Source organism: Rubrilithobacter danxiaensis (genome assembly GCF_047272945.1).
In the GTDB taxonomy this organism is placed as follows: Bacteria; Bacteroidota; Bacteroidia; order Sphingobacteriales; family Sphingobacteriaceae; genus Rubrolithibacter; species Rubrolithibacter danxiaensis.
This window is the reverse complement of sequence record NZ_JBKOPS010000003.1, coordinates 123,198-137,455: the sequence shown is the minus strand read 5'-3', so window position 1 is coordinate 137,455 and position 14,258 is coordinate 123,198. Positions and strand designations below refer to the sequence as shown.

General features: G+C 36.7%; 8 protein-coding genes. 7 read left to right on the top strand and 1 reads right to left on the bottom strand.

All coding sequences use genetic code 11. The annotated features are described in order from the left end of the window. The first annotated feature begins 256 nt into the window (after positions 1-256). The 5 genes from ACLCDL_RS04670 to ACLCDL_RS04650 all read left to right on the top strand — a co-directional run bounded on the left by ACLCDL_RS04670 (position 257) and on the right by ACLCDL_RS04650 (position 7,248). Positions 257-1,066 (top strand): hypothetical protein, encoded by an 810-nt coding sequence (locus ACLCDL_RS04670; protein WP_423147112.1) that lies wholly within the window; start codon positions 257-259, stop codon positions 1,064-1,066. Between the two features lie 25 nt (positions 1,067-1,091). Continuing rightward, positions 1,092-3,389, top strand: a complete 2,298-nt coding sequence (locus ACLCDL_RS04665; RefSeq protein ID WP_423147111.1) for an Rv1355c family protein — start codon at positions 1,092-1,094, stop codon at positions 3,387-3,389. Between the two features lie 29 nt (positions 3,390-3,418). Beyond that, on the top strand, positions 3,419-5,581 hold the full coding sequence (locus tag ACLCDL_RS04660; protein ID WP_423147110.1) for a sensor histidine kinase: 2,163 nt from the start codon (positions 3,419-3,421) through the stop codon (positions 5,579-5,581). 123 nt (positions 5,582-5,704) lie between these two features. Then, positions 5,705-6,790: a hybrid sensor histidine kinase/response regulator gene (locus tag ACLCDL_RS04655; RefSeq protein ID WP_423147109.1), complete on the top strand. Its 1,086-nt coding sequence runs from the start codon at positions 5,705-5,707 to the stop codon at positions 6,788-6,790. Between the two features lie 29 nt (positions 6,791-6,819). Continuing rightward, the gene (locus ACLCDL_RS04650; RefSeq protein WP_423147108.1) at positions 6,820-7,248 is read left to right on the top strand and encodes a response regulator; all 429 of its coding nucleotides are present in this window, start codon (positions 6,820-6,822) and stop codon (positions 7,246-7,248) included. A 23-nt stretch (positions 7,249-7,271) separates the two neighbouring features. On the opposite strand, the gene ACLCDL_RS04645 is transcribed toward ACLCDL_RS04650, so the two are convergent. After that, the gene (locus ACLCDL_RS04645) at positions 7,272-7,736 is read right to left on the bottom strand and encodes a response regulator (protein ID WP_423147107.1); all 465 of its coding nucleotides are present in this window, start codon (positions 7,734-7,736) and stop codon (positions 7,272-7,274) included. A gap of 411 nt (positions 7,737-8,147) precedes the next feature. Here ACLCDL_RS04645 and ACLCDL_RS04640 point away from each other — a divergent pair, with 411 nt between their 5' ends. Beyond that, positions 8,148-12,290, top strand: a complete 4,143-nt coding sequence (locus tag ACLCDL_RS04640; protein WP_423147106.1) for a hybrid sensor histidine kinase/response regulator transcription factor — start codon at positions 8,148-8,150, stop codon at positions 12,288-12,290. A 148-nt stretch (positions 12,291-12,438) separates the two neighbouring features. After that, positions 12,439-14,232, top strand: a complete 1,794-nt coding sequence (locus ACLCDL_RS04635; RefSeq protein ID WP_423147105.1) for a glycoside hydrolase family 9 protein — start codon at positions 12,439-12,441, stop codon at positions 14,230-14,232. Positions 14,233-14,258 lie beyond the last annotated feature (26 nt).

Below are 14,258 nucleotides of genomic sequence, written 5' to 3'. Positions count from 1 at the left end.
TCATTTTAAAACATTTAACTATGCCCCTGTGAAAAAAAGAATAATTTTAGAAACTCTCATAAGCTTTTATCGTATAAAGGAATCGTTTGTTATCGTCTACTTTATTTAGCTATGCCCGAAATTTGTATGCTGACGGTTCTGTTTTTTCCGACTATCTTATTTTTATATCAGCAAACAGCAATGAAGATATTCTTTTTACGGGTTTTAAAAAACAGCTCATTTACCTCCGGTACCTTAATCTATTATCAAAAAATCCATGGAAACTAGTCTGAATAAAGAAAATCCCGAAGTTCGATTAAGAGCTTTCCGGGCTATAGATGATCCTGCGGCCTGTGAATTATTTATAAAAGGGCATGAGCATGTTTTAACAAGTATAGGTGTAACCAAGGTAACATCATCAAAAGAAGAGTGGACAACAAATCCAGGCGCATTTGTTTTAATTGTTGAATCTCTGGACGGGGAAAAAGTATATGGTGGAGCTCGTGTACATGTTGCCGGTGGTTCACAACCTTTACCGATTGAAGAAGCAACCGGAGCATTAGATCCAAAGATTTTTGATCTTGTTTGGGATTATGCACAGGAAGGTACAGGCGAGTTGTGCGGCTTATGGAATTCAAGGGAAATAGCAGGATACGGAGTAGGAAGTATCTTTTTATCTCGTGCTTGTCTTGCTATTTCGACACAAATAGGCCTTAAATCACTTTTTTCCTTATGCGCTCCCTATACAGTAAAGATGGGCGAAAATGCAGGGTATGAAATTGAAACACATATCGGGAATAACGGAACTTTTTTTTATCCTAAGCGGGATCTTCTTGCAACTGTTATGATTTTACAAGATGTGGAAACGATGAGCAAGGCAAACGATGAAGAACGGAATGCCGTATTCGCGTTAAGAGAAAAATTAAATGCAACCAGAGTTGAAGAACTGAGGAAAAAGGAAATTACTATTCATTATCAAATTGAAATTCCAAATCTTAGTCAATGGGATTTAAAGCAGATGATCGCTAATGCCAAAAAGAATTTTATTAAAGGCCACATAGACGAAGATAATTTGAATATTTTCTAAAGTTATTGGTAATAAAAAAGATATTATGGAAGCAACTGTAAACGGATTAACTGACTTAGAAGATATAAATCTTTATAAACCGCTAATACTAAAAATTGATAACCCCTTAGATAAGAGTACATATGATACATTAATAAGGGAGGGGAAAGTTTTTATACATGATGAAATATACGGGCAGTTAGTGGAGCTGATTAAAAGTAAAAAACCTTCTTTGCGAATAGCTTCTGAAGATTATCCCCATCTTGTTGAAACTCATTTAGGAGGGAAAAATATAAAGGAATATGGCGTTTGGGTATATTATCCCTGGAATCGACGTTTAGTGCACTTATTGGATGAAGATGAGTTTTTGGAAGTAAGAACAAACAGGAACCAGTATAAGATTACCCGGGCTGAACGGGATATTTTAAGCAGGAAAAAAATAGGGATTGTCGGGCTGTCTGTAGGTCAGTCTATTGCGCTTACATTGGCGATGGAGCGGGGATTTGGGGAGCTTCGGTTGGCTGATTTTGATACGCTTGAATTAAGTAACCTTAACCGGATACGCACTGCTGTGTATAACCTTGGTGTTCCCAAAGTTGTAATAGCAGCAAGAGAGATTGCAGAAATAGACCCATTTCTAAAAGTTACCTGTTTTTTTGAGGGACTTATGGAACACAATATCGACACATTTTTTACTGGAGACGGAAAACTCGATTTGCTTGTTGACGAGTGCGATGGCCTGGATATGAAAATTATTTGCAGGTATAAGGCACGTGAATTAAGAATACCAGTGCTGATGGATACAAGTGACCGTGGAATGCTGGATGTGGAACGGTTCGATTTAGATCCCAAACGTCCGATTCTTCATGGAACAGTCGAAGACGTAAATGCCGACAATATCAAAGGTCTTTCTAATGAGGATAAAATTCCGATCATGTTACAAATGCTGGGAGTGGAAAATATTTCAATTCGTGGAAAGGTTTCTATGGTCGAAGTGCAACAAACTATAAACACCTGGCCCCAGCTTGCCAGTTCGGTTGCATTAGGTGGGGCGGTAGGTGCAGATGTATGCAGACGCGTTTTATTGGATCAGTTTCATGAATCGGGCAGGTATTATATAGATCTGGAAGAGCTTATTTCAGATAAGAAGGATGTTGCGGCTCCGGTGCATAAAGCAAATCCGTTTTCTCCCCTCGGTGTAGAAGAAATGAAGAGTCTTGTAAAAGATATTAAAAGCAGGGAGGGATATATCACTCCGGATCCGGCTACAATTAAAGAACTGGTTGAGGCCGCTTGCGCTGCTCCTTCTACAGGAAATGACCAACCATGGAAATGGTTGTATCAGGAAGGAACACTTCATTTGTTCCACGATCAGTTCAGGTCATTTTCTTTCGGCGATTTTCAAAAAATAGCCTCTTATATTACTCTTGGAGCCGCTTATGAGAACCTTTCTATCCATGCTTTAAAAAAAGGAATAGAAGTTACACATGAATTTCAGCCGAATAATTCACGCCAGGAACTGGTAGCATCTATTCGTTTTAAACCTGTTTCAGATCAAAATCTTTCGCAATTTCTTATCCCTTTGGATAATGCAATATATAAACGGCATACAAATCGGAATTTAGCGCCTAAATCTGATATATCACCTGCTTCTTTAGATGTTTTATTGAAGTATGCAGAGTCTATTTCAGGAGCTAAATTAAAGTATTTTACGTCAGAGGAGGATTTAAAATTATTAGCTGAAATTATTGGAGCATGCGATAGAATTAGAATTTTAAATCCTGATGGTCATTTTGATTTTGTACATCGGGAAATGAGGTGGACACAGGAAGAAACAGAGCGTACAAAAGACGGTATATATGTAAAAACGCTGGGTTTAACTAATTCGCAATTAGCCGCATTGGATGTCATTAAGAATGAAAAAGTAATTTCTGCACTTAATGATTTGGATGGAGGATATGCCCTGGATATGCTTGCAAAAAGAACAGTTTCTTCTGCATCTGCTTTATGTATGATTATCTTACCAGAATATAATCTTAAAAATTTTTTTGAAGGAGGTCGTTCCATGGAACGTTTCTGGCTCGCTGCAACAAATCTTGATATTGCGGTTCACCCTCTTATTTCACCCTTGTACCTTTTTCCTCGTGCACTGCATGGAAATGGGGAAGGATTAGGCTCTAAAAGTATAAAGGAGTTAAATAGGCTAAGGAAGAAATTTGTAGATCTTATAAATGTGAAGGATAATTTCGCTGAAGTATTTCTTGCTAAAATAGCGATAAGTGATGAACCAGAGTTAAAAAGCTATCGCTTGCCTTTAAACCAAGTGCTGATTATAGACAAATAAAAAGATAGCAAGTTTAATAGTAACCGCCTATGAGATATAATTTAAACAAAGTATTTTTGGTTCTTATACTGCTGCAAATAGTATTTATAGCCACTACTTTTGCTCAAGAACCTGTAATCTTTAAGGGAAAAAATATAATTATAGGTAAAAACATTTCTATTCTTGAAGATACTACTAATAAGCTAGATTTTCAATCAGTTCGTTTCTCATCAAACTTTAAAGAATCAGAAATTGCAATTCCTAATTTTAGTTTAAGTAAATCTGATTTTTGGCTAAAGTTTCGTGTGAATAATAAAACAGATGAAAATGATCTTCTTGTGGCATTGGAATATCCAACATTGGATATTTGTGAGTTTTATTATCCTGTTGAGGGTGAATATAAGGTAGAAAAGCTTAGTGATAATAATTCTTTTAATGAAAGGAAATATCAACATCCTAATTTTCTTTTTGATATTAACGTACCCAAAGATAGTACCGTTACTTTTTATTTAAGAGTTCGAAGTAGTGAACAGATGATTCTGCCGCTGATTATAGGTACTAAACAAAAAATTGCCGACTCGCTTCTTACGCGAGATCTTCTTTGGGGAATACTTCTTGGGGCTTTAGTAGTTATGATTCTATATAATTTTTTTGTTTTTATTTCCACAGGAGACAAAAGTTATCTTTTCTATGTATTATACACTTTTTTTATTGGATTAACACAAGCTTCTTTATCAGGATATACTTATCACTATGTTTTTCCAAATTCTCCAGAAATATTTAATAAAGGTCTTGTTGTTTTTCCCGGACTAGCTGGAATATTTGGAGTCTTATTTGTTAAATCGTTTTTACAAACGAAAGAGAGGGCACCACGCCTTAATAACCTTTTTTTAATATCAATTTTCTTATATAGTACAGCAATTGTTTTAAGACTTATTGGTTTTGATCATCCAAGTTATAGAATGATTGATATTTCTGCTTTGTCAACTATTGCTATCATATATCTTGTAGCAATTATTATAGCATTACAGGGTTATCGACCAGCTAAATATTATCTGTTAGCATGGAGCATGTTTTTTACTGGTTTAATTTTATATGTATTAAGAAATCTCGGCATCTTACCTTATAATAGTTTTACAAATTATACTATGCAGGTAGGTATTGTTTTTGAAGTTATTTTACTTTCTCTTGCATTAGCTGATAAAATAAATATTCTTAAAAAAGAAAAAGAAAAATCACAAGCCCAGGCGTTACGAGCCGCACAAGAGAACGAGCGGATTATTAAAGAGCAGAATGTGTTTTTGGAGCAAAAAGTAAATGAGCGTACGGCGGAATTGAAAAAGTCAAATACAGATCTTCATCAAACTTTAGAAGAATTAAAACAAACCCAGACACAACTGGTAGAGTCAGAAAAAATGGCGTCTTTAGGTCAGTTGACAGCGGGAATTGCCCATGAAATTAATAATCCCATCAATTTTGTAACCTCTAATGTAAATCCTTTAAAGCGTGATGTTGAAATTTTACTGGATGCGGTAACAAAAATTGAAGATGTGGGTCTGTCAGCTTCTTCGGTAAACGAAAAGCAGCAGCAAATAGAAGAATATAAAGAAGAGATTGATTTTGATTACCTGAAGATTGAAATCAGCCACTTATTAAAAGGAATTCATGAAGGAGCATCCAGAACTGCCGAAATTGTAAAAGGATTGCGTATTTTTTCGAGAGTGGATGAAGACGACCTGAAAAAGGCGAACATAAACGAAGGAATGGATTCGACGCTTGTAATTGTGAACCACCTTTTAAATAATAATATTACGGTAGAGAAAAATTATGGTGATATTCCTCTTATCGAATGCTATCCTGGTAAATTGAATCAGGTTTTTCTTAATATTATTTCAAATGCCATACATGCCATAAATAAGCATCACGACGATAATCCGGGTGGTAAGTTATCAATAAGTACCTGGTTCGATCAGAAACATGTTTTTGTGAAAATTGAAGACAATGGTACCGGTATGGATGAGAATACGCAGAAGAAAATATTTGAGCCTTTCTTTACCACAAAGGAAGTAGGAGAGGGAACTGGTTTAGGCATGTCTATAACCTACAATACCATCAAAAAGCATAACGGGCAAATACATCTTCAATCTGCACCTGGAAAGGGGACCTCTTTTACATTAGAGTTGCCCGTGATTCACGAAATTGTAACAACGTAACTAAAGTGTGTATTTTTTCGGATAAAATGAGCAATATAAAAATGTGACTATTTGTGTGAGTTATCATTCACAATAGTAAATTTACGCTGATTTTTAAAACGCACATTTCCCCAGAGATTTTTTATGGCAGAAAAAATAAAAATATTATATATCGATGATGAAGTAAATAACCTTGTTGGCTTTAAAGCGTCTTTCAGAGTTGATTATAATATTTACGTAGCCGCCAATACTACCGAGGCAATTGAGATTTTAAGAAAACATGCCGATATCCGGATCATATTCTGCGACCAGCGGATGCCGGATAAAACTGGTGTACAGTTTTTTGAAGAAATAAGAAACGAATTTCCTCATCCCATACGAATACTATTAACAGGTTACACTGATATAGAATCGGTAATTAATGCGATAAACCGGGGGAATATTTTCAGGTATGTAAAAAAGCCCTGGACAGATACGGATATTAGATCTGCCATTAATGAGGGGGATAAATATTACATGACGAATTCGATGCTTTCTATAAAAAATAAGGAATTACAGAAAGCATACGATGAACTTGATAAGTTTGCCTACAGTGTTACTCACGATATACGACGCCCTCTGGTAAGTATTTTGGGTGCAATCGAACTTGCGCAGCATATTAATGAAATGACCGAGATAAGGGAAATGCTGAGTCTGATGGAAGAATCGGTAAAAAACCTGGACAGTTTTATTCAAAGCATTCACGATTACTATAACATTAACCGTGGTGAACTTCAGATCGCTCTGATAGATTTTAACGAATTAATTAAGGAACTTCAGGAAACTTATCGAATAACAGCTAAAATGAGTAATATAGCTTATAATACTCATTTCTCTCAACAGGAGCCTTTTCGCAGTGATAAAATGTCGTTAAAAATAATAATGAATAACTTATTATCGAACGCATTTAAATATCAACGGAAGAATAACCCCGACAAAATGGTGGAGCTGAATATTAAGATCGCAAATGGTTTTGCCACTATTTCGGTAAGAGATAATGGAATAGGAATTCACGAAAGTCATATTGGTGAAATATTTAATCTGTTTTTCAGGGCAACATCAGAAGAAGTAGGTTCCGGATTTGGACTTTATACTGTAAAAGACGCATTATTGAAACTAAATGGAGAAGTGAAAGTTCAGTCAGTTCTGGGCGAGGGATCAATATTCACAGTAACTATTCCTAATAAATAACGTAAAATGGGGCATAAATTGGTTAATTGATGGAACTACCTGCCCTGCATTTTATAGTGATAGATGACAATAAACTCGATAGCTTTATTACAGAAAGAATAATTCAAAAAACTTGCATAAATGCCAGTGTGCGTTCATTTATTAATGCAAAGGAAGTTTTGGAGTTAATAAAAAGCGAAGATGATAAAGGAGGGTTGAAAATAGTATTAGTGGTTGATATCCAGATGCCTATAATGAATGGATTTCAATTTATAGAAGCTTTTGAAGAATTTACCGATGAAATAAAATCACGTTATTTTGTTACTGTGCTTACTTCTTCCACTAATGAATCTGATTTAAACAGGATCAGAAATTACCCTTCTGTAAAGCATCTTTTTAATAAACCGCTTTCCAGCGCAATTTTTTCTGGAGTTATCGGAAATCTTTCTCCGGAGAAGGATTTGTCAAGAGCCTCTTAATTTAATCTCATTAAGAGATTAAATTAGGAGAGCAGGCTTTGTCTTACCAGAAATTCTAACTGATCGTTAGAAGTGGCAAGCTTTTCATTCATTTCTTTAATTTCCTGGTTTTTCTGGTAAATTTCATAGGCCCGGTTAATTGTCATGTCGAGCTCTTCTTCGTTCCAAGGCTTTGCCAGGTAATGGAAAATCTTTCCCTTATTTACAGCATCAATTACAGCGTTCATGTCTGCATAACCGGTTAGCAAAATTCTCATCGGATCGGGAGAAATTTCCAGTACTTTTTCAAGAAATTCAACCCCCGTCATGTTGGGCATCCGCTGGTCTGTAATTATAATTTCTACAGGCTTCGTTTTTATTATTTTAATTGCTTCATCGGCGCTTAAAGCAGTTGTTATATTGTACTTTAAACGAAAAGTAGCTTTAAAGGAAATAAGATTATTTTCCTCATCATCTACATAAATTATATTAATCTTTTTATCTGCCATTTTATTCTAATCTTTATAATCTGCCATTTTTCCCTGTTTTACGTTTGTTTGCAGAAATAGTTGTAAAAAGAAAGAAGAAAGACATTGAAACGATAATTGAAATATAGTATAAAAATACTTCTTTTTTATCTATTTTTTAACACGCAATAAATCTTTCAATAACTATAGATTAGAAAATAGTATGCCAATATTTCATTCTATTTATAAATTAGTGGTTACACTTGATTTTATCTGCAACTTCTCTGCAGTTTTAGCTGCTTTAAAAAGCAGATTCTATGCATGTTGTCGTATTTAACATAGCAATAAGCCTTTGCTCAAACTAGTAATATCTTAATAAACAATTTTCTTTTTCTTGGATATTGTTTTAATGCTTCTTATCTTTCCCCGGAGAAGGTTATAGTAGAAAGGGAAATGAAAAGAAGGCTGTCATTACTTGTTTTTTTTGTATTTATATTAATTTCTGCATCAGCACAACAGGTTCAATATCCCTTTTCCAGAATCAATATCAACGCTGGTTTATCCCACTATCAGGTTAGCAGTATTTTAAAGGATGCCAAAGGATTTATGTGGTTTGGCACCGCTACGGGGTTAAACCGGTATGACGGTTATAAGTTTAAGGTATTTAAACATATACAGGGAGATTCTACCAGTATAGACGATAATTATATTGTAAGTATTGAAGAAGGTCCGGGAAATAAGTTATGGGTACAAACTCATATTGGATTTAATATATATGATCCGCTTAAAGAATCTTTTGATTCAAATCCGGAAACATTTCTTAAATCCATCGGTGTTAAGGGAATTCTGACTGTTATTAAAAGGGGGAGAAACGGAAATTTCTGGATCGTTACGGATACAGGGATTTACAGTTACAGTGCAAAATCTAAAAAGGCAATCCTCCTTCGTTCAGGTGCAGCAGACAGGAATCTTATTTCACCCGGGCAAATCACATCTGTAGCCGAAAATGAAAGCGGAAATTTATGGATAGTTCACGCTAATGGCCTGCTCGAACAGCTGCACCCGGTAACTAAACGCGTTATTTACCGAACAAAAATTACAGCTAAATCTTCCGGTATTTCAGGTTTCCGCATCTTTGTTGATAAGGAAAATAAAGTATGGGCTTATCTCAGCGAGAATGCACAAGGAATCTATTATGTTGATCCTGAAAAAAAATCAGTGGAGCATTTTTCAACAGCGGGAGGTAAGATACGTTTAAACGCAAATCTTGTCAGAAGCGTGGTACAGGACGATAAGGGGACTATATGGGTAGGCACAGATCATGGAGGAATAAACCTGATAGATAAAACCAACTGGACTATTCGTTACCTTACCAATAGCCCCGACGATGACAAGAGTTTATCTCAAAACAGTGTCAATGTAATTTATAAGGATATTGCCGGGGTAATCTGGATAGGTACTTTTAAGCAGGGAATAAGTTATTATCATCCCGATATTAGTAAATTCCCGGTTTTCAGACACCTGGTATCCAAACTCTCCAGCCTTCCTTTTGAAGATATTAATGCCTTTGCTGAAGATAAGAAAGGCAACCTGTGGATTGGTACAAATGGCGGCGGGCTTATTTATTTTGACCGGGTCTCTAATTCGTATAAACAGTATAAACACAACAACAACGATCCTAACAGTCTTGCTAATAATGTAATTGTAAGTATGTTTCTGGATCATGAGCAGAAACTATGGATTGGAACATACTTAGGTGGGCTTGATTGTTTTGACGGGCAGAGATTCATTCACTTTAAACACAATAGTTCTGACCCTTCCAGTATCTCCGACGACAGTATCTGGGAAATTATGGAAGATTCCAATAATAATTTATGGATCGGCACTTTCAGTAACGGGCTTGATTTGTTTGATCGTTCAGAAAAAATATTCAGGCACTTTCCAGCTTATGCACCTAACTCGGTGCAGGCGTATTATATATCGGCGATGATTGAGGACAAAGCCGGAAATATCTGGGTAGGAACCGCCAACGGCATTGACGTGCTTGAAAAACCATCCAATATTTTTGCTCATTACCAGCATTCCGAAACAAATCCGAAATCCCTTACCAATAACAATGTACTGTCTCTTTTGCAGGATTCAAGAGGCTTAATATGGGTTGGAACCTGGGAAGGAATCACTATTTTTAATCAAAAGCGGGAAATAGTAAAACTACTGGGTACTAAAGACGGGCTTACTGATAACACGGCGATTGCAATTCTGGAAGATCAGGATGGTGATATTTGGGTAAGTACTCCTAACGGACTTTCAAATATTACCCTCAAAAAAGCTGAAAAAGGAGATTATAAGTTTTATTTCCGGAATTATAACGAGGCAGATGGTTTGCAGGGCAGGGCATTTAATGAAAATGCTGCCTTAAAAACCCGGAAGGGAGAACTTGTATTTGGAGGTATAAGTGGTTTTAATTTGTTCAACCCGGCAGAAATCAAAATAAATAATACTCCTCCAAAATTGGTTTTTACTGATTTTGAATTATTTAACAACAGCTTATCTATTGGCCAGAAAGTAGACGGTAAAACAGTTTTGCATCACTCCATTACCGCTACAAATGAAATAGAACTTAATTATGACCAAAACATATTTTCAATAGAATTTGCTGCACTTAATTTTATTAATCCCGAAAAGAACGGATATGCTTATTTCCTGGAAGGCTTTAGCGATAAATGGCTTACAACCGATGGGAAAGTACGTAAAGCTACCTTTACCAATCTCGATCCCGGAGAATATACTTTTAAGGTTAAGGCTTCAAACGGTGCAGGAAGTTGGAATAAAGAAGCAATTGCACTTAAAATAACTATTCTTCCGCCGTTCTGGCAAACTCCGTTGGCATACGTTTTATACGCGTTATCAATACTGGGAATTCTGTTATATATAAGAAACAGGGGAATAAGAAAATTAAGGGATGAGTTTGCTATTGAGCAGGAACGCCAGGATGCACGGAGGACACATGAACTCGATTTAATGAAAATCAAGTTCTTTACCAATGTAAGCCACGAGTTCAGAACACCTTTGTCGTTAATACTTAGTCCGCTCGAACGTATTATTTATCAAACCAAAGATGTTGGGCAGAAAAGCCAGCTGCAATTGGTACAACGCAATGCAAAACGATTACTGAACCTGGTTAATCAGCTGCTTGATTTCAGAAAAATGGAAGTTCAGGAACTGAAACTGCAGCCGGTAAAGGCAGATATCATTCAGTTTGTTAAAGAATGTTTTTATTCCTTTACAGATCTTGCTGAAAAGAAAAATATCAAATTTGAATATTCATCCAATATTCACTCATTCCATGCTTTATTCGATCACGATAAGATTGATCGTATTCTTTTTAATCTTTTATCGAATGCCTTTAAATTCACGCCCGAAGGTGGGATGATCAGTCTGGACCTGATATTAAAAATATCAGATAACCAGACAGCAATACTCCGGTTTAAAATATGCGATACCGGTATCGGAATAGAAAAAGATAAGCAGGATAAGATATTCGACCGGTTTTTCCAAAATGAAATGCCCGGATCAATAGTTAACCAGGGCAGCGGTATAGGTCTGGCAATTACTAAAGAATTTATATCGCTTCATGGTGGAAACATCCAGGTTGAAAGCGAGCCGGGACAGGGGAGCTGTTTTGTGATTGAAATTCCATTGCAAAATGCCGACCATTTAACCGAGTTATCTTTCAATGGAACATCTCTCCACGAAGCAGGCAGCATGAACGGATTTGAAAAAAATGATTGGAATCCGAAAAAACAAACTTTGCTGCTCATAGAGGATAACGAAGATTTTCGATTTTATTTAAAAGATAACCTGAAACAGTATTACAATATTTCGGAAGCTCAAAATGGTAAGGCAGGCTGGAGTAAGTTACTGTCAACACATCCTGACCTGGTGATTTCGGATATAAGTATGCCCGAAATGGATGGGATAGAGCTTTGTAACAAGATCCGCAGCGATGCCCGCACCAATCATATTCCGGTAATACTGCTTACTGCTTTAGCGGGGGAAGATCAACAGTTGAAAGGGCTTGAAACCGGGGCGAATGATTACATAAGTAAGCCCTTTAATTTTGAGATTCTTTTATCCAAGATACGCAATTTGCTCGATCAGCATCGTTCAATGAAAAAAACATATCAAAAGCGTGTTGAAGCAAAGCCGGTAGATCTGCAAATAGCATCTATTGATGAAAAATTTATTCAGAACGCACTTCAGATATTAGAGAAAAATATATCCAATTCAGAATTTACAGTGGAAGATTTAAGCAGGGATCTTAACATGAGCAGGGTTGCCTTGTATAAGAAGATGATGGGTTTGACGGGAAAATCGCCCATAGAGTTTATCAGGTCATTTCGTTTAAAACGAGCAGCGCAATTGCTGGAAGAATCACAACTGACCGTTTCTGAAATTGCCTTCAAAATAGGAATTAATAACCCTAAATATTTTGCTAAATATTTTAAAGCGGAGTTTGGTCTTCTGCCTTCTGCTTATGCTTCCCAAAAGCGTATGGAGAAAAAAACAACTGAGAAAGATTCTGTTGAAATTTAGCTTTATTGCGTTTAATGTATTTCATAAAAAAGGCCTCTGCTTAACAGAAAGCTTGAAAAGTTAACATTTTATTACCTAAACATAAACATTCTGATACCACTGCTCATAGTGTGACATCTTAATTTTAGACATCCAATTATAAAACCTGATGGGTATTTCTTGTATTCGAAAATTTTTAAAGCTTGCCTGTATTGTTCCCTTTTTGGGAGCTGCAAACTCTGACGTGTTTGCTCAGTCGGAAGAAATAAAAATTAACCAGCTGGGATATTACCCCAATGCTTTAAAAATTGCAGTAATTACCAAAGATATTTCCGGTAAACCTTTTTATGTTATAAACGAGGCTTCCGGCGATACTGTTTATACAAATGTAACAAGTGCGGCAAGTCAATCTCAAAATTCTTCGTTAAAAACTACCGTTGCAGATTTTTCTGTTCTGGAGAAACAGGGGCATTATACACTGGCCATTCCCGGTGTTGGTAAATCGTATCCTTTTAGTATAGATAAAAATGTACTTCAGCCTGCGGGAGAAGCATTGTTAAAAGGTTTTTATTTTATCCGGTCTTCTGTTGCTCTTGATCTGAAGTTTGCAGGAAAATGGAGCCGTCCTTCCGGTCATCCAGATACAGCAGTATTGATTCATCCTTCAGCAGCAAGTTCATCCCGTCCTGCCGGTTTTGTCGTTTCTTCTCCGGGAGGCTGGTATGATGCGGGCGATTATAACAAGTACATAGTTAACAGCGGTATTACAACCGGAACCATTTTATCTGCTTACGAAGATTTTCCAGCGTATTTTAATGATCTCTATACAAATATCCCTGAAAGCGGTAATGCGATTCCGGATATACTGGATGAAGCCTTGTATAACATTCACTGGATGCTTACCATGCAAGACCCGACCGATGGAGGAGTTTATCATAAATGTACCAATGCCGCTTTTGACGGAATGGTAATGCCGGGCGTGACCAAAAAGCCCCGATATTTAGTTCAAAAAAGTACAGCAGCTACTCTTGATTTTGCTGCAGTCACTGCTCAGGCAGCCCGCATTTTTAAACAGTTCGAAAAGCAACTGCCCGGATTATCTGATTCGTGTTTGAAAGCTTCACAAAAGGCATGGAACTGGGCTCGCAAGAATCCTGCTCTTCTGTACAATCAGGATGAGCTGAATGAACAATTTGAGCCTAAAATTACCACCGGTGCTTACGGAGACCATCATTTGAACGATGAATGGTTTTGGGCCGCATCCGAGCTTTTCGCAACAACAGGTAATAAAGAGTTTTATAAGTCAGCGGTAAATAATTTAAGTAAAAGTCCCTCCCTTCCATCCTGGAGCAATGTAGAAATGCTGGGTTATTATACACTGAACAGGTTTAAGGAAAAACTTCCTGAGTATGCAAAAGGTACGATTCAGGTACTGAATAAAAGAATAATCACCCTTGCGGATGCACTGATGTCAAAAGTTCCTTCAAATGCTTTTCAAACAGTAATGGGCGGAAGGGTGAAGGACTTTATCTGGGGAAGCAGTGCTGTTGCCGCAAACCAGGGTATTGTATTAATTAACGCCTACCTGCTAACGGAAAATAGTAAATATTTAAATAACGCCTTAACCAATGTGGATTATTTACTTGGCAGAAATGCAACGGGTTATTGCTTTGTAACAGGTATTGGCAGTAAGCCGAGTATGAATCCGCATCACCGCCCTTCGGTAGCGGATGGAATTGCAGAACCGGTTCCTGGTTTATTAGTGGGTGGGCCAAATGCAGGGATGCAGGACGTGAGAAATAAAGTATCCTATGCATTTAAAGAACCAGAAACCGCTTATGCAGATGTTGCAGCATCGTTTGCGTCTAATGAAATAGCTATTAACTGGAACGCCCCGGCCGTATACCTGGCAAATGCGATAGAGGCCTTGCAATCGAAACTAACCAATTCAAATAAAAATTAATTAACAAAAAAATAGCACCATTAACT

Coding starts and splice junctions, on each gene's coding strand:
- ACLCDL_RS04670 (WP_423147112.1), top strand. CDS start 257: ATGGAAACTAGTCTGAATAAAGAAAATCCCGAAGTTCGATTAAGAGCT.
- ACLCDL_RS04665 (WP_423147111.1), top strand. CDS start 1,092: ATGGAAGCAACTGTAAACGGATTAACTGACTTAGAAGATATAAATCTT.
- ACLCDL_RS04660 (WP_423147110.1), top strand. CDS start 3,419: ATGAGATATAATTTAAACAAAGTATTTTTGGTTCTTATACTGCTGCAA.
- ACLCDL_RS04655 (WP_423147109.1), top strand. CDS start 5,705: ATGGCAGAAAAAATAAAAATATTATATATCGATGATGAAGTAAATAAC.
- ACLCDL_RS04650 (WP_423147108.1), top strand. CDS start 6,820: ATGGAACTACCTGCCCTGCATTTTATAGTGATAGATGACAATAAACTC.
- ACLCDL_RS04645 (WP_423147107.1), bottom strand. CDS start 7,736: ATGGCAGATAAAAAGATTAATATAATTTATGTAGATGATGAGGAAAAT.
- ACLCDL_RS04640 (WP_423147106.1), top strand. CDS start 8,148: ATGAAAAGAAGGCTGTCATTACTTGTTTTTTTTGTATTTATATTAATT.
- ACLCDL_RS04635 (WP_423147105.1), top strand. CDS start 12,439: ATGGGTATTTCTTGTATTCGAAAATTTTTAAAGCTTGCCTGTATTGTT.